Annotated in this window: 18 protein-coding genes and 1 tRNA gene; 4 read left to right on the top strand and 15 right to left on the bottom strand. The window is 43.5% G+C overall.

The window, feature by feature from the left end:
• Positions 1-131 precede the first annotated feature (131 nt).
• Entirely contained in the window at positions 132-1,799 is a 1,668-nt protein-coding gene (locus L1D50_RS07125) for a POTRA domain-containing protein (RefSeq protein ID WP_128727736.1), read from the top strand.
• Between the two features lie 58 nt (positions 1,800-1,857).
• The gene (locus L1D50_RS07120) at positions 1,858-2,421 is read left to right on the top strand and encodes a mechanosensitive ion channel domain-containing protein (RefSeq protein WP_128727735.1); all 564 of its coding nucleotides are present in this window, start codon (positions 1,858-1,860) and stop codon (positions 2,419-2,421) included.
• On the opposite strand, the gene L1D50_RS07115 is transcribed toward L1D50_RS07120, so the two are convergent.
• Genes L1D50_RS07115 through L1D50_RS07105 form a run of 3 tightly spaced genes read right to left on the bottom strand, consistent with a single transcriptional unit; the run spans position 2,411 to position 4,762 of the window.
• Positions 2,411-3,439 carry a succinylglutamate desuccinylase/aspartoacylase family protein gene (locus L1D50_RS07115; protein WP_138524196.1) on the bottom strand — a complete coding sequence of 343 codons (1,029 nt, stop codon included), beginning with the start codon at positions 3,437-3,439 and terminating at the stop codon, positions 2,411-2,413. The genes L1D50_RS07120 and L1D50_RS07115 overlap by 11 nt on opposite strands.
• On the bottom strand, positions 3,426-4,331 hold the full coding sequence (rimK, locus tag L1D50_RS07110) for a 30S ribosomal protein S6--L-glutamate ligase (protein ID WP_010378991.1): 906 nt from the start codon (positions 4,329-4,331) through the stop codon (positions 3,426-3,428). Before rimK ends, L1D50_RS07115 begins: the two co-directional genes overlap by 14 nt.
• Entirely contained in the window at positions 4,328-4,762 is a 435-nt protein-coding gene (locus tag L1D50_RS07105; protein WP_088531788.1) for an ATP-dependent zinc protease, read from the bottom strand. Before L1D50_RS07105 ends, rimK begins: the two co-directional genes overlap by 4 nt.
• Before the next feature lie 541 nt (positions 4,763-5,303).
• On the opposite strand from L1D50_RS07105, the gene L1D50_RS07100 reads away from it, so the two are divergent.
• Complete coding sequence (locus L1D50_RS07100; RefSeq protein WP_239965783.1) at positions 5,304-6,269, top strand: zinc transporter ZntB; 966 nt, start codon at positions 5,304-5,306, stop codon at positions 6,267-6,269.
• A 14-nt stretch (positions 6,270-6,283) separates the two neighbouring features.
• Here L1D50_RS07100 and L1D50_RS07095 read toward each other — a convergent pair.
• A tRNA-Arg gene (locus L1D50_RS07095) sits at positions 6,284-6,358 on the bottom strand.
• A 197-nt stretch (positions 6,359-6,555) separates the two neighbouring features.
• Between L1D50_RS07095 and L1D50_RS07090 the strand changes: the two genes are divergently transcribed.
• The gene (locus tag L1D50_RS07090) at positions 6,556-6,738 is read left to right on the top strand and encodes a helix-turn-helix domain-containing protein (protein WP_010607231.1); all 183 of its coding nucleotides are present in this window, start codon (positions 6,556-6,558) and stop codon (positions 6,736-6,738) included.
• A gap of 66 nt (positions 6,739-6,804) precedes the next feature.
• Here L1D50_RS07090 and L1D50_RS07085 read toward each other — a convergent pair whose 3' ends face one another.
• The 11 genes from L1D50_RS07085 to hscB all read right to left on the bottom strand — a co-directional run bounded on the left by L1D50_RS07085 (position 6,805) and on the right by hscB (position 16,984).
• Positions 6,805-7,617: a phosphotransferase gene (locus L1D50_RS07085; protein WP_239965782.1), complete on the bottom strand. Its 813-nt coding sequence runs from the start codon at positions 7,615-7,617 to the stop codon at positions 6,805-6,807.
• Entirely contained in the window at positions 7,580-8,200 is a 621-nt protein-coding gene (gene pnuC, locus L1D50_RS07080) for a nicotinamide riboside transporter PnuC (RefSeq protein ID WP_128727732.1), read from the bottom strand. Before pnuC ends, L1D50_RS07085 begins: the two co-directional genes overlap by 38 nt.
• Entirely contained in the window at positions 8,200-8,466 is a 267-nt protein-coding gene (locus tag L1D50_RS07075; RefSeq protein ID WP_128727731.1) for a YkoF family thiamine/hydroxymethylpyrimidine-binding protein, read from the bottom strand. Before L1D50_RS07075 ends, pnuC begins: the two co-directional genes overlap by 1 nt.
• Before the next feature lie 26 nt (positions 8,467-8,492).
• The gene (locus tag L1D50_RS07070; RefSeq protein ID WP_239965781.1) at positions 8,493-8,996 is read right to left on the bottom strand and encodes a nuclear transport factor 2 family protein; all 504 of its coding nucleotides are present in this window, start codon (positions 8,994-8,996) and stop codon (positions 8,493-8,495) included.
• Between the two features lie 77 nt (positions 8,997-9,073).
• Complete coding sequence (locus L1D50_RS07065; RefSeq protein WP_239965780.1) at positions 9,074-10,450, bottom strand: Gfo/Idh/MocA family oxidoreductase; 1,377 nt, start codon at positions 10,448-10,450, stop codon at positions 9,074-9,076.
• 141 nt (positions 10,451-10,591) lie between these two features.
• On the bottom strand, positions 10,592-11,665 hold the full coding sequence (locus L1D50_RS07060; protein ID WP_239965784.1) for an aminoglycoside phosphotransferase family protein: 1,074 nt from the start codon (positions 11,663-11,665) through the stop codon (positions 10,592-10,594).
• Between the two features lie 46 nt (positions 11,666-11,711).
• Positions 11,712-12,593, bottom strand: a complete 882-nt coding sequence (locus L1D50_RS07055) for an NTP transferase domain-containing protein (protein WP_239965779.1) — start codon at positions 12,591-12,593, stop codon at positions 11,712-11,714.
• A gap of 99 nt (positions 12,594-12,692) precedes the next feature.
• Positions 12,693-14,126 (bottom strand): NAD-dependent succinate-semialdehyde dehydrogenase, encoded by a 1,434-nt coding sequence (locus tag L1D50_RS07050; protein ID WP_239965778.1) that lies wholly within the window; start codon positions 14,124-14,126, stop codon positions 12,693-12,695.
• Positions 14,127-14,215: 89 nt separating this feature from the next.
• Positions 14,216-14,554, bottom strand: a complete 339-nt coding sequence (gene fdx, locus L1D50_RS07045) for an ISC system 2Fe-2S type ferredoxin (protein ID WP_010607222.1) — start codon at positions 14,552-14,554, stop codon at positions 14,216-14,218.
• A 1-nt stretch (position 14,555) separates the two neighbouring features.
• The gene (gene hscA, locus L1D50_RS07040; RefSeq protein WP_128727728.1) at positions 14,556-16,418 is read right to left on the bottom strand and encodes a Fe-S protein assembly chaperone HscA; all 1,863 of its coding nucleotides are present in this window, start codon (positions 16,416-16,418) and stop codon (positions 14,556-14,558) included.
• Positions 16,419-16,459: 41 nt separating this feature from the next.
• On the bottom strand, positions 16,460-16,984 hold the full coding sequence (gene hscB / locus L1D50_RS07035; RefSeq protein ID WP_128727727.1) for a co-chaperone HscB: 525 nt from the start codon (positions 16,982-16,984) through the stop codon (positions 16,460-16,462).
• Positions 16,985-17,002 lie beyond the last annotated feature (18 nt).

Raw genomic sequence — 17,002 nt, 5'->3', positions numbered from 1 at the left:
GTCTATAAATATTATTACTTTTGTTGCAGAACTAAAGCAAGCTGCAACAATATCATCCATACTAAAGGAATATTAGACTTAAAGGCTCTGTGATGAATTTAAAGAGGATTTCGTGCAATAGTATTGTACTAATGTGTAGTCTAAATGCAGCTGCACAAGCTGAAAATGTGCCTGCTGTTGACTATACTAATAGCTGCGGTAATAACCGGGTTGAGGCACAAAACGACCAAAATCTTTCTCGCCAGTTAGACAGTAATCAAGTCTATCCAGAGCCAACTGAAGGCAAAAAAGTCGTCGCTATCACACTCAAACAACTTAATGTTTTCGACACTGACAAGCCTGAAGAAGACAATGCTCTATTCCGATTTGCCAACCGTTACCATATTCAAACCAAACCCGAAGTATTAAAAAGTGTGCTCTTATTTAAGGAGGGCGATACTTACAACCCAAGAAAACTCAGTGAATCTGAGCGGCTCCTTCGCAATCAGTCATACCTATATGATGCTCGTATCTATGCTACTGAGAACTGTGACGGTGATATTTTAGTTACGGTTGTAACAAGGGACCTTTGGACTCTATTGCCCGATTTGAGCTTTAGTAGAAGTGGGGGGGAAAATACTTCAAGAATTGGGTTTAGAGAAAGCAACCTATTTGGTTGGGGAAAGCGCCTTTCCTTTACGCATATACAAGAGGTTGACCGCTCCGGCTACCAGTTTGTATATGATGATCCTAATATTTTAAATTCAAGATATCGTGGTCGCATCGAATACTCAGATAATGACGATGGTGAACGCCACTATATCGATGTGAGCTATCCATTTTTTGCAACCGATACACCATACAGTTACGGTTTTACGAGTTATTCCGACAAACGCGAAGAGCCCTTATATTCTGAAGGTGAAACAATCTCAGAGTTCAGTCAGTCCACGGATGTCACGCAAGTCTACTTCGGACACTCAAAAGCGCTATCAGGCAGTTGGACCCGACGCCTCATTGGGGGTGTTAGACACGAGCAGCATACTTTCCGTAAGATAGCTGACACCACTTTACCTATTGCACAGGATAGAACACTCACCTACCCTTATGTCCAAGCTCAGTGGTTTGAAGACTCTTATGTAAAGGTACGCAATTTCGACTCTATTTATCGTACAGAGGACCTAAACTTAGGCTGGAATATTAACGCCTTATTTGGCTATTCAGCTGACTCATGGAGTGACGATAGCGAACGCCTTGTCTATTCATTTTCAGCCAATACAGCGCACTATACCTCAGATCATAGCTTATGGCGGTTTTATTTTGATGTTAGTGGCAACTGGAACAAAGACACAGATAAAACCGAGAACCTGATAGCGAAAACGACCTTTCAATATTATTTAAATACCAGCTTGTATGAGTCTTGGTTTATCAATGCAAGCTATACCTATGGAAATAACCTGACCTTTGATAATCAGATCACCTTAGGCGGGGAAACAGGGCTGCGCGGATACCCAATAAAGTATCAGCAAGGCAGTCGCAGTATGCTACTCAACATCGAAAAACGCTATTATTGGGAGTATGACTTACTACGCTTATTTAAAGTTGGTGGTGCCGCGTTTTTTGACGTGGGTCGCGCATACCACTCTCACCTGCCGATTGAAGCAGATGAATCAGTCCTAAAAAATGTCGGTATTGGCTTACGGTTAGCACCTAGCCGAGCCAATTCAGATATCATGGTTCATATTGATTTAGCCGCGCCAATTCATGGCCCGGATAACGTCGATAGCGTGCAGTGGTTATTAACGGTGAAAAATCGCTTTTAACGGTGTCGCGCTCCAATAAACATGATATAAAGCAGAAAAAATTTCTTAGGATACGATTTTGCATTTGTTAGATTTCGCACTCAGTCAATACAAGCTAATTGTAACTTTGGTGGCACTATTATCCTTCCCACTATTGATGAAAGCATGTTGCAAACTATTAGAGAAAGTAACACGCGGAAAAATAGACTCTCATCGTAAGCAACGTGCCGATCTACTCATTCGTGTACTCGTTGCATTTGTATTCGTCTGTTTCATGCTCGTGTTCTGGGGTATAGAACTTCGTGGTTTACTGGTGCTCGGCTCATCGTTATTTGCGATGCTAGGTGTTGCTATGTTTGCCGGTTGGTCATTACTTTCCAATCTGACTTCGTTCTTACTTATGTTTATTCAAAACGATTACCGCGTTGGAAATTGGGTAAGAATTGTTGACGGTGCAAACTTTGTTGAAGGCTGTATTGTAGAGATGGGGCTAATGAGTGTGGTGCTGCGTCATGTTGACGGTCATAAAGTCGTATATCCTAACAACTTGTTTGTTACTCGACCCGTTATGGTGCTTAGTCAGGAACCAACTAAACCTAAACAAGTTCCAGCACCAAGAAGAACTTTAGGCCCTAAGAAATAGGGCCTATGTCGTCAATAAAGGTTTCTAGCTGTTGTTCAACAATGCTATTTGCATGTGCAAAATAGGCTAAGTGAAAAACTGCATCACCTTCATTCACCAAAGGCAACATTTGTTGACCAATCACTATCCCACTACGAGGCGCGATAACGGCTTCTTCACTTTGACCTAGTGGGCTGTCTATATAAGCCAAGATTTGACCTTTTGATACGCGTTCTCCCAAGTTAACTTGAGCTCGAACAATACCATCAACGTCTGCACGTACCCAACTTGTTGCTGCGGCAATAACTGCGTCATGACGTTGCTTCCTGCGACGTCCACGCAGCATCCTTAGTTTACGCATGACATTCTCGACTCCTTGCAACCCAGCTGCAATAGCCAATGAGTCAAACCGCAATGCTTCTCCTGCTTCATAAGTGATAACAGGAATGTCTAACCCCGCGGCTTCACTTCGCAAAGAGCCATTACGCAGTCGTGCATCTATTGCAACCGGAGTACCAAACGCCATGGCCATTTCTTTAGTCATTTCACAGGACAAATCACCTCGGATCTGCGGTAAGTTCGAGCGATGAATAGCCCCTGTATGCAAATCGATAATATGGGTGCATTTTTTTACCACTAAGTCGAAAAACATATAAGCCATTCGAGCCCCTAGAGAGCCTTGCTCAGAACCAGGAAAGCAGCGGTTTAGGTCTCGTCTATCAGGTAAATATCGAGACTTATGAATAAAGCCAAAGATATTCACAATAGGCACCGCTATCAAAGTACCTCGCAGCGTCGTCGCGTCAACTTTACTCAATAGCTGACGCACGACCTCAACGCCATTCAGTTCATCACCATGAATTGCGGCACAGACCAAAAGTACTGGCCCAGCCTCCGCGCCATTAACGACTTCAATCGGAATAGTCATTGGCGTATGTGTATAAAGCTTTGCCACTTCCAACTGAACAGTCTGCCTTTCAGCAACTCCTACTCGTGTATCTAATAACGTAAAGGGTTGATTGATTTTAACCTTTGCCACGTGTAGCAGTCCTTTTCGCCGCCGCATTCTTCTCGATAAAGGAGATAATCAGGCTTGCAATATCTTTACCTGTAGCCTTTTCGATACCCTCAAGGCCTGGAGAAGAGTTCACTTCCATCACCAAAGGCCCACGCTCTGAACGTAACAAGTCAACACCAGCAACATTTAGGCCCATGGCCTTTGCAGCAGCAATCGCAGTGCGACGCTCTTCTGGAGTGATTTTTACCAATGTTGCAGAACCACCACGATGTAGATTTGAGCGGAACTCACCTTCTTGCGCTTGACGTTTCATCGCGGCAATAACACGGTCGCCGATAACGAAACAGCGAATGTCCGCACCACCAGCTTCTTTAATATACTCTTGCACCATAATGTTGGCTTTTAAGCCCATAAATGCTTCAATAACGCTTTCTGCAGCTTTGCGCGTCTCAGCCAACACCACACCAATTCCTTGAGTGCCCTCAAGCAGCTTGATCACAACTGGTGTGCCGCCAACCATTTCTAGTAAGTCTTTGACGTCATCTGGCTTGCTGGCGAAACCTGTGATTGGCATGCCCACGCCTTTTCTTGACAGTAACTGTAATGAACGCAACTTATCTCTTGAGCGAGTGATTGCAACAGACTCATTCAATGGATACACACCCATCATCTCAAATTGTCTGAGTACCGCACACCCATAAAACGTCACAGATGCACCAATTCGCGGAACAATCGCATCAAAGCCGCTCAACTGCTGGCCCTTAAAGTGAATTTCAGGCTCACTACTGTTGATATTCATATAACAACGTAGCGCGTCAATAACCTCTACTTCATGCCCACGTTGCTCAGCTGCCTCAATTAAACGACGTGTTGAATATAAAGATTGATTCCTTGAAAGAATGCCAATTTTCATGATTTATCCGTTTTATTACTTAAGTATGACTGCTCTGGATCAACAAGGATGCGGCCTCGCATCGCTGTACGGCCCAGTAACATTCTAAATTTCATGGTTTCTCTATCGCTTAGCGTGATTTCAATTGGCCAAGCCTGATTGCCGATAGTTAAATTTGTTTCTATTACATAACGTAGTTCTTTATGACCGCCCGAATCGGTAACAACGCGCTCATCCACTACTTTTGCTTCACTACAGACTTCATAGTCGGTATTGTCTTGTTTGGGATGGATCCAAAACCTTACCCAAAGTTCATCTTGTTCTGTTTTGAAAGGCTCAACCTTAAAGGCATGCAGACATGATGTTCTTGCTCCAGTATCTACTTTCGCTTTGATTTTTTCGATACCTAAATCGGGTAAGGAAAGCCACTCTCTCCAACCAACTGTGATCATATTATGCTCTCGTACAAAATGAGTTTGGACTTATACGCTGATTCAAGTCACTTGAAAAACAAAATAAATTTATCCTAAAGATAAAAAGGCTCTGTTAAGCCAAGCACCTTAACTTACAGTAACACCACTTACACATTTTTCAAGGTAAAGCCCTATACTGAGCTAAAGTAAAATAGAGCATTCAAACAATTTATTTCATCGCCAAGATTTTAGGACCTGTTGACCTTTCAAGTTTGTTTTTGCAGCAGTTTGATTGCCATTTATACTAGGCAGAGCCTGCGTAGCATAGTTATTCTATGTAAATCAGGCGATAACACAGTAGAAATGCCAATCAAGCGCTGCCCTTTGGGTTCACCTGAGTGTGCTTTGTTCATTGTTGCTCAACTTTTGCCTAGATTACTAGGCGGCAAGTCGAGCGTCGCGACCAAAACACACTCAGGAGAACAAAAATTAAACAGCAAAGAACAACAGGTCCTAAATAAATTTGAAAATTAAATTATCTATGTCAGTCTTGGAACGTACTTTTTAATAGGAATTAGCTATGACTGGATTACTCCATGCGTTTGTGCTCGACGGTCAAGGTGGCGGTAGACTACTTTGCGATCTGAGTGAAGTAAAATCCGTAATTCACAAAGAGCCTCTTTGGCTCCATTTCGACTACAGCTTCGACGAAACGACCGAATGGCTGAAGCAACAAACGTTTTTGGATGACTGGGAAAGAGAAGCACTAACCGCAGACGAAACTCGCCCGAGGATAGCGAATGGCGATAAAGGTTTACTGGTATTCTTGCGAGGTGTGAACCTTAACCCTAAGCAGAGTCCCGAAGACATGGTTTCTATTCGCTGTTTTGCAAATGATAAATTATTTATCACTTGCCGTAAGCGCCATATTATGTCCGCCCAAGATATGTTGGCACTGCTCAAAAAAGGTCAAGGCGCAAAAAGTATCGGTGAGCTACTATCCACATTGGTGATGCGACTTTCTGTGCGAATGCAAGATATAATCTGGCAAATTGAAGAACAGCTTGACGAGTTTGAAGACGCAATGGAAGGCACTGAGCAATTGCCCAACTATCAGCAACTGTCAACATTAAGAAGACAAACCATTGGTTTAAAACGTTATCTTAAGCCTCAAAAGCTTGCTATTAACGAACTGCTATTAGCAAAGCCTGCTTGGCTGGACGAAGATCATCATCATATGCTCGAAGAAGCGAGCAATGCCTTAAGTCGATATATCGAGGAGTTAGAAGCCGCGATTGAGCGTGCACAAGTGATCCAAAATGCTATCACCAACCATCAAAATGAGCAGTTAAACCAAAGAATGTACGTGATGTCCGTCGTTGCGGCCTTATTCTTACCACTTGGATTTTTAACAGGCTTGTTAGGAGTGAATATTGGCGGTATTCCTGGCACAGAATGGGGCGGCGCATTTGCCTTTTTTGTTATTATGTTGATAGTGCTAACAGGTGGTATTGGCGTGTACTTTAAACGTAAAGGCTGGTTGTAAGTAGGTATAAAAGTTGGCGCTCTCGCTAGGGATCGAACCTAGAACTCAGCCTCCGGAGGGCTACGTGATATCCATTTCACCACGAGAGCGTCGGCAACATAATAATGCTTAGTGCAAGCAATTGCCAGACAATGTTTGCTATATGACTAATTAGTAACCTATTTTTTAAAAAAAGCTGTACTTTGGGCAAAAAACCAGTTATTCAACTATGCTTTGAAAATAATAAAATAGAATGATATTGCTGCCAGTTCAGAAATATCGCGATACATCATTGAGGATCCCAAATATGACACCGATGACAACAGAGCAAGTTGCAGAGTTTCTTGACGTAAAGGTTGAGCGCGTAAGACGCCTCGCACGAGAAAACTTGCTAGTCGCCAAAGACACAGATGCCAATGGCGAACCTATCTTTGACAAAGCCGATGTTGAAAAATACAAAGAACTCGCACAGCGACTGGGTGGGATCTAAACTACCCAATAGTGATAGCCAGTAATGTGATCAAGGAATATCACACGCTACTGGCTTAGCTAGTTGTCACGATAACCACTGCTTCAGTAACTGCCTCAGTTTTTCAGCTTCTGTTATTACGCTACGCTGCTCGTACCATTGAATGCTAACAATCAAATAAATTTGGCAAAATACCGTCAGTTTAGCTTGAGCATATGAAGGCATAACTTGGTGCTTTAGAGAAAAGTAAGACTCAACCACTATAAGCGATTCTTCAACGCCACAGCTAAAACTACACACCAGCGCTGCTAAATCAAAAAAGATGTCACTATGGCAAGCATACTCAAAGTCAATTAACCGAACTCCTTCCGGACTTTGAATAATATTGCTCATGACTAGGTCATTATGGCAAAACGCCAGATCCACAGGTAAAGAAGCTAAGCTTTCGATAAGCCGTTCGATATCAACTAAGTGACGTAGTTCCTCATCAATAGCCTGAACATAACCAACTAAGTCCAGTACCTCATATACTTCAAGCTCTAAGCTATGCACCTGAATAACTTGTGCTAACAATTCAGGGGTGAGCCTTGGCTCAGCACACACTTGTGGCATAAAGGTGAACAGCGCCATACAAGTGCGTAGATCGTACTGCAGTACTTTAGAAGTAATGCCTTGCTGTGCTAATTTATTTTGTGCCTTTAAGGCCTCAGTAGGAATACCATGGCTATAGCACTTTAATAGATAGCTTTCACCTTTACTCACCATCAGGTAATTATTGTTACTCACACCTTTAGTTAGCTTTTCTAATCGCTCAGGTGAAACCCTGAATACGGTATCCACCTTTACTTTTAATTCTTCAAGCTCAGAGTGCTGCAAGCGTCTTTCCTTGCTTAGCTTCATATTCTTCGTACCAACGCTTGTAGCCCCAACACGCCATCAAGGTGTAGAAAATAAATAGTACCAGCGTAGGATAGAAACCTTTAAGGTAATAAAGGTAGATGGAGGCTGCATCAATCACGACCCAATATAACCAGTTTTCAAGAATTTTCTTAGCCACCAAATAGGTTGTCACTACTGCAAAACACGTGGTAAAGCTATCTAAATAAGCGAGATCCGCTGCCATATAATGCTTGGTTAAATAACCAAGCACAACAGAGGCCACAGAAGTAATAACAATGATTGAAAGATGTTTTGATAACGACCAAGAAACGATATCACTGGGCTTATTTTTGTCACCCTGACGCCACATCCACCAACCAACAACAGCCATGACCATGTAGTAAAAGTGCAGCAGTGATTCCATCACTAGTGCTCCGTTCCAATACAGTACGGTATAAATAAAGGTGTTTATAAAAGCCACAGGCCAACACCAAATATTTTCTCGAATTGCTAGCAATAAATAGGCGACTGCCAGCACCACAGCGATATACTCCCAGCTCGACATCGCTGTGAATCCAGCAAAGGTTTCAGTAAGCCAGTCCATTAATCGCAGGCACTATCAGCTGGAGATAAGTCGCCTGAGATAAACTTACAAACAAAAATAGATTTTCCGTAAGCTTCAAATGAGTGTTTCATTTCTTGATTCAATACTGAGGTCACTAAATCAAATTCACCAAAGACCTGAGTTGACATCGTGTTTGTGATCACCTTGATCCCTTCATGCTCATTCAGCCTATCAATAAAACCTTTAATAAAAGGGATATAGTCTTGGTGCAGTGGGTACTTGCTTATTTCAACAGAAACTTGCATGGGCGCTCCTTACAAATGGCAGCCGATTATTGATATTGCAGATTTAGATTTTCCCCACCGGTAAAATCCGATTTCGGGGTATAGTTAATCCAATCTTGCTGATAGATAATTTTACCTTTTTCGTCAAACTTTAGCACTATCAGAAATCGCCAAGGCCCTAACTCGCGTGACGCATGATTAAAGCAATTAAAAACGCCTCTAGCAACCACAGTTCGAGTCGTGGTATCGACTATCTTATCTTCTACCACTAAGGCAGGTTGTTCATCCAGCACAGCAAAATTCCCTGCAGACCAATTAAAAAAAGCCGTAATTTGCTCTTTACCTTGTGCTTTATGGCCAAAAACCATATCTTCCAACACGGCATCTTCGGCATAGAACTCGATAAACTGCCTAAAGTTCTTCCGCTGAGCATAGGTATTAAAGTAAGCATCGGCATGGCTGATGAATGTATTCTTCTTACTGATATTAACGGAGTTACTACAACCACTCAGTATTAATATAAAAAATAACAAGAACCGATAGCGCATCATAGTCACTCCAGAAGCCGTATTAATCGAGTATAAAAAAAGCGCCTGTAGCGCTTAATTCGACGATAAAGTGTGTATTTTTATACTGTTACTATACCCAATGGCTTAGCGGTTTTCCACGCTCCACGGGTAAAGTCTGGAATACTCAATGATTCACTGCGATTAGCGACTGATTGAGCCGATAATGGAGAAATTACCGACCAAGCGGCACCGTCGTATACGTCTTGATCTAGCGCCTCACCATTGCGCAGGCAATAGATCATCCGCCAGAACATTAAAAAGTCCATACCACCATGACCGCCGTTGCGCTGTGCTTCTTCACCCATTTTAGTCCAAAGCGGATGGTCGTATTGTTTATACCATGAATCCATTTCGTAATCCCATTCATGGAAGCTCTTCGTACCACCTTGCTCTAACGCGATACGATTAGGGAAACCAGCAAAGACCCCATTAGTTCCTTGAATAAGATTGTGACGAGAATAAGGCCTAGGCGTGGTCGTATCATGTTGCACCATGATACTGCGTCCTTTGATGGTCTTAATCATCGTGGTATTCATATCACCCGCAATATAATGTAGTTGATTGCGTTCATGATCTTCCGGAAATTCGCGTTTTGCATAGGCTGCACGACCTAGGGCGGGAGAACTCATAGAAGTTAAGTAATCAAAACGGTCACCGCGGTTAATATTCATGTACTGAGATACGGGTCCTAAACCATGAGTTGGATATAGGTTACCATCTCGCTTAGTATGCCAGTGCGTACGCCATGAGCCGGTCTTGTGCTCAATTTCTTTCATTTGCCAACGTAGCTCATGAATATATGCAGCTTCACCATGCAACAACTCACCGAATACACCTTGGCGAACCATGTTCAGTACCATTAACTCATCACGACCGTAGTTGACATTTTCCATCATCATACAGTTCTTTTGCGTGCGCTCTGCGGTGTCGACTATCTGCCACATTTCTTCAACGGTCAGCGCTAAAGGTACTTCAACAAACGCGTGCTTACCACTGTTCATGGTATCTATTGCCATCGGCGCGTGCCATTTCCAAGGTGTTGAAATGATAACGATGTCAATATCATCCCGATTAAGCATTTCTTGGTACGCTAAGTCACCACCACGATACAGCGCAGGCTTCGGCAAACCTCGCTCGCGCACAAGATAATCAGCCGATTTTTCAAGCACTTCATCATGAGTATCACAAATCGCGACAATGCGTGCGCCATCGATGTGACTCATGCGCTTTACATGACCATAGCCACGTTGGCCAACCCCAATAAAACCAACCCGAACCACGTCCATTTTTGGTGCTACGAGTCCAATGACAGAGCGCCCTTGTTGCTTAGGTACAACGCTGTTATTTTGATTAGAACTTGCGCACCCAGCTACTACACTCGCAGCCGCAGCCGCTCCTGCGGCTTTTAAAAAGTCGCGGCGGTTTATATTTTTCATTCTTACTCCTAAACGATACTTCTTAACAGCACTAATACTGCTCGCTATCAAGCTAACCTATCCCAATCTTAGGTTCAAAACATTGCGATAAAGCCGCAAAAAAAGCGCTTGAAGCGCTTTTTCTTAAAATATATTAAACCGTTAAATTGCCCTGATAATATTATTCAGACAACCCTCTTTTTCTAGCACACTGGAATATAACGCAAACTGGTTCTTCGCACGGTCAAGATTATGATTGGCTCTGTGGGTTGCAAAATAATTATCTCCATCTAGATGATCTGTTAAAAATCTCAGACCTATCATGAATGGCATCACTTTTGCGCCAAGAATAAAACTGTCTTTTTCTGCTGCAGTCACACTGTCTTGTAACGGTTCAATATACCCTTGCGCCAGCGCAGCAAAGATATTTTCTCTTACCTGCACATTACTCAAGTTCGTAGAGTCTTCAGCTTCTGGTGAACAGAAGGTGCGCACCATATCGCCAAAATCAAACAACCAGTTACCCGGCATACACGTATCTAAGTCGATAACGGCTCGTGCTGCATCACTCTGTGTTGAAAACAGCATGTTGTTGATTTTGGTATCGTTGTGGCAAGCTCTAAGTGGCACTTGTTTTTGTGCCTGCTGCAACTCCTCTGCAAGTGCAAATTGCTGCTGAAAAGCGGCGATAACATCACTGCACTTTTCCGCGCGACCATGCTCATCTTTCGCTAGTACTTGGTTAAATGCGTCAATACGCATCGCCAAGTTATGAAAGTTTGGAATGACATGATGTAACTGCGTAGCATCAAAATCATTTAGCGCATGTGCAAACTGCCCGAAGGCGTTTGCAGCCGTTAATGCTTGTTGTTCGTTTGCCACTACGTCTTCGCTATAGCTGCGGCCAATAAATGCAAGCGCACGCCAAACTTCGTCATTAATATCGACTAAATATTGGCCTGAACTCGTCGCTAGATGCTTTATGATAGCGAGACTATATTCACCATTTAAGGCTTTTGCTGTTAAGTGCTGCTCAATCGCTCGCGCATTCTCAACAAGGTGTAAAGGGTTTGGAAATACCGTGGTATTTAGCTTTTGTACTACCATGGTTTTGTGGTTGTCCTGCAACAGCATAGTCGTGTTGATATGACCACTACCAATCGGCTTCATTTTAGCTTCTTCACTAATGAGACCATATTCATCAGCGAGTTGTTGCGCAACGGCTTGATACTCCATATTCACCTCAAAAGGAGTTAAGTCGGATATAGTTGTGTGGAGATGATTATCTTCCCTGACGTGCTTCATAAATCTTTCTCGCGACAATGTCTAGTTCGCTCTTATAAGTTATACCGTACCAATGTGATTTAGCTTGGTAGACCGACACGGTTTGTAGGCCCTTATTGATACTGTGTTGGATACAATCCGGCAGATAATACTCTTTTTTGACACCGTTGTCATAATTCCTTAAAAACGCGTTAAACCCGGCTTCTAATGAATCAAAAAGTGACGGCATCACCCCCCAGCAGGTCATCGAAGCCAGCGCAGACTTCGCGATTTCACACCGCTTACCTGCAATATCGCCTGACAACTCGCCGTTTTCAAAGCGAATATCTAATACCTCTTCAACCGAGTGTAGTTGTTGCGCCTGTACCTGACAAACACCACGGTTTACGCCACCTTGATCTGATAAGGTATTTATAATTGGATATGCGACCATCGCCATATTGCTATGATGTTGAAAATGTTCAACAAGCTGCTCAAATGCATCAGGCCCGTAATAATCATCCGCCGTAATAACTATCGCTGGCTTATCAACGTATGGTTTTGCACACAACAGCGCATGCCCTGTGCCCCATGGTTTTTCTCGCCCTGCCAAACAGTCGATAAATTCATTCGGAATATCGCTAAGCCTCTGCTGCACTAAAGTGATGTTCAGCGCCTCCGGCAATCGTGGCAATATCACATTTTCGATTAGGCTTCGCACTTTGTCATTAATGATCAAAATAACATCGCGCACACCAGCATGATGCGCGTCAATTATGCTCAATTCCATAATGCTTTTATCGATACTTGGTAGCGCTGCAACCTGCTTATTACCACCAAAGCGGCTTCCTAATCCACCTGCCAAAATGATCAGCTTAGGGGGTTGTTCGATTCGTATCATTGAAAATATATCAAAACTCAAATAAGCGGATAAGTGTACTGAGCTTTTGCGCAGAATAAAAGCAATTGCGAGAAAAGGCACCCTCGCAATTAGTGTGAACTAGCTAAACTTTTGGCATAAGTACTTTATTTCTTGGTATTCAAGCAGTCCTTCCTGTGCCCCTTCTCGGCCAAGACCTGAAAACTTCACTCCGCCAAAAGGCGCTACAGGATTGGATATTGCCCCTTCATTAATCCCAATCATGCCATACTCAAGTGCTTGACTTACTCGCCTTATTTGATTGCTATCATTTGAGTAAAAATAAGCAGCAAGCCCTTCTGGCACAGAATTTGCCATTTTGATCACTTCATCTTCACTTTCAAAATCAATAATGCTGACAATCGGTGCAAAAATTTCTTCATGGAAGATCCGCATGGTGCTATTTACACCCGTGATAACTACCGGTGCCATAAATTGGCCGCTTTGTTTATCACCTTGATAAGCGATACTCGCGCCTTTAGTTAACGCATCTTCCAACAGCTGCTGTGCTTTTTGTTTGGCTTCAAGTGAAATGAGTGGACCAATATCAACACCTTGCTCTAAACCATTTCCCAAGGTGAGCAAGCTTACCTGCTGAGTAAGCGTAGTGAGTAGTTCTGCCGCGATATCTTTTGCGACAAACACGCGATTTGCGGCCACACAAGTTTGCCCTGCATTTCTAAACTTCGCTGCCATCAAACCACTTACCGCTTGCTCAACATCAGCGCTGTCGAAAACAATAAATGGTGCATTACCACCAAGCTCCATTGACGTTCTTTTCACTGTGTCGGCACATTGCTTCAACAACGCACTCCCCACTTGTGTTGACCCCGTAAACGTGAGTTTTCGAACTTGTGGTGACTCAGTAAGATATGCGACTAACCCTTTAGAATCGTTAGTCACTAACACCTGAAAAGCGCCAACTTCCATCCCTGCCTGAATAGCCAGCTTTGCAAGGGCAATGGCCGCAAGAGGAGTTTTCTCAGAGGGCTTTAAAATAAAACTACAGCCTGCTGCATAGGCTGGTGCTACTTTTCTGGTGATCATCGCCAGTGGAAAATTCCATGGAGTGATCCCAAGTACAACACCAACCCCTTGTCTGATTGTAGTTAGCTCATGTGACTGAGAATGGCTGGGAATAACCTGCCCATAGGCGCGCTTGGCTTCTTCGCTATACCATTCAATAAATCCTGCAGCATAATCCGCCTCGGCAAGTGCCTCCTTGAGCGGTTTGCCTTGTTCCTTAGTGACGATTTCAGCCAAGGCCTGACGATGCTCTATTACTAGCTCGTGCCATTTTCTAAGCACTTGGCTACGGGCGTGTGCTGTCGTGCAGGCAAGTTTTTCAAAGGTTTCAACCGCTGCTTGCAGCGCTTTATCAGCTGCCTGATTATCCGCCTCAGAAACCTGCGCAAGCTGCTCTCCAGTTGCAGGATTAACCACATCGACTTGCGTTTTACTATGGTGTGCTTGGCCATTGATAAGTGAAAATTCGGGATTACTGATGAGTGACATAGCGTTCCTCCTAGAAAAGCAAAAAGCCGTAGTATAAGACTACGGCTTTTATTAAATTTGTCAGTAACAACCTAGGTTGTTAGCAGCACTTAATGGTCTTCATTAACGATATTGAGATTGTACTTCGGAATTTCAACTACTAAGTCTTCATCACTAATTATCGCTTGGCAACCTAAACGAGACTCAGCTTCAAGACCCCATGCTTTATCTAGCATGTCATCTTCTAACTCATCACTCTCTTCAAGTGAGTCAAACCCTTCACGAACAACGATATGGCATGTGGTACATGCGCATGATTTTTCACAGGCATGTGGAATACTAATACCGTTTTTCAACGCCACATCGAGTACAGTTTCACCCGTTTTCGCTTCGATTGCAGCACCTTCCGGACATAACTCTTCATGGGGTAAAAAGATAATTTGTGGCATATTACACCTCGTCTACCGACTGCCCTTGCAGTGCCTTTTTAATTGATTCATCCATACGGCGTGAAGCAAAATCGCTACTCGCCTGATCGACTTCTTCGATCGCCTTTTTAATCTGCTCTGGATTGTCTGCACTTTCGCGAATTTGTGCAAGTTCAGTCATTGCACCGCGCAGTGTATTGAGCTCATCTTCTGCCAACAGATGACCATCCGTTGCAAGCGATGCCTCTAACGCTTCTAATACACGCAGCGCTTCAACCTGCTGTTCTTTAAGCATACGAGCGCTCATGTCTTCTTTGGCATTGCTCATCGAATCTTTTAGCATTTGTGCTACTTGGTCATCGCTCAAACCAAACGACGGTTTGACTTGGATCTCAGCCTGCACGCCTGTCGACTTTTCTTCAGCGGAAACACTCAATAGACCATCAGCGTCAACTCTAAAAGTGACTCGAATGTGCGCTGCGCCTGCCGCCATTGGTGGGATGCCTTTTAGACTAAATTTAGCTAAGCTACGACAATCATCAACGAGCTCACGCTCACCTTGCAACACATGTAATGACATAGCGGTTTGACCATCTTTAAAGGTGGTAAACTCTTGTGCGCGTGCAACAGGAATAGTGGTATTACGCGGAATGATTTTTTCAACCAACCCACCCATAGTTTCTAGCCCTAAAGACAATGGCAATACATCAAGCAGTAACATATCAGAGTCAGGTTTGTTACCCACTAGAATATCAGCTTGGATAGCAGCACCTAATGCCACCACACGGTCTGGATCGATTGATGTTAGCGGCTCTTTGGCAAAGAAACTCCCAACTTCTTCACGCACCACTGGCATACGAGTCGAACCACCCACCATCACAACCTGCAAGACTTCTTCTGATGTGACATCGGCGTCTTTTAACGCGCGGCGACAAGAGCGCAAAGTCTTTTTAACCAGTGGCATTGCCATTTCAGCAAATGCTTGACGCGTGATCGTAACAACCAACTTTTGCTCGCGAACTGGTAGCTCTACGTTTACCGTTTCATAACTTGAAAGCGCTTCTTTACAGGCTCTTGCCTTATTGATAAACAAGCGTAGCTCTTTTGGGTTTAAATCAAATAGCTGCGTTTGCTGTTTGAAGAAATCAACCAACAATGAATCAAAGTCATCACCACCAAGACTAGAATCACCACCTGTTGATAATACCTCAAACACTCCTTGGTTTAAGCGCAAGATTGAAATATCAAACGTACCACCACCAAGGTCATAAACCGCAATCACGCCTTCTTGACCAGAGTCTAGGCCGTAAGCTACCGCAGCCGCAGTCGGCTCGTTGAGAAGTCTTAATACTTTTAGACCAGCAAGCTCGGCTGCGTCTTTTGTACTTTGCCTTTGTGCATCATCAAAATATGCAGGTACAGTGATCACTGCGCCCATCACATCTTCACCAGCAAAACTATCAATAGCACGTTGGTGTAATGTTTTTAAAATTTCAGCGGAGGCTTGCACTGGGCTTACAGCGCCTGCTACGGTTTCAATAGCTAGCGAACCGTTATTATCGACAAAGTTATAAGGCAACTGACCGTAGCTTTGTTCTATTTCAGATTGTGTTTTACCTAAAAAACGTTTTACAGAAATAAGCGTATTAGTGGGGTCTTCAGCAGAAGCAGCTTGGGCTTGTTCACCAACGATAACCTCTGAGTCGGTGTACCTCACTACCGACGGCAGCATAGGTTTACCCATTAAATCGCTAAGGGTCTTCGTTTCGCCACTTTGTACTGTTGCCACAAGAGAGTTCGTGGTACCTAAGTCAATACCAATCGCTAATTTATGCTCATGAGGTGCCGCGCTCTGCCCCGGCTCAGCAATTTGCAATAATGCCATAATGCTCTTTTCACTTTAACGTTTGTTGATGCTATACATCATCAATCGAATAATTCATCTTCGATACGTGCTAATTCGTCGCGTAACTTATAGACAAACTTTAGCTTACGAATATTGTCTGCTGCGGCTTCCAACTTGCTCATGTCATCGCTTTGAAGCTGCTCGGCAAGGGAGGCGCTAAACTCTGTATCTAACGCTTTAATCTGTGTTTCGAACTCTGCAATCGCGCCATCAGGATCCGCCGCATCAGGTAATTCTTCTAATGCTTCACGCAGTTCCATCTGTTGCATTAAAAACATAGGATCTTGCAACGTTTGTTGCTCTGCACGTATGTCTACACCCTTCTCGCTCAGCATATACTCGGCACGCTTAACTGGGTGTTTGAGTACCGCTAGCGCGTCATTGATCTCTGCGGTTTTCTGTACCGCGAGCAACTTCTCACGCTCACTTTTACCAGCAAATCTATCTGGATGAACTGCACGCTGTAGCTCTAAATAACCTTGATTTAGTTTGTTTAAATCAACGTGATAATCAACAGGTAAATCAAATAATTCAAAATAACGCATACGCACCTAATACAGCAA

This window comes from Pseudoalteromonas sp. Isolate6, from assembly GCF_022398435.1.
Lineage (GTDB): Bacteria > Pseudomonadota > Gammaproteobacteria > Enterobacterales > Alteromonadaceae > Pseudoalteromonas > Pseudoalteromonas galatheae.
This window is presented reverse-complemented; position numbering and strand designations above follow the sequence as displayed.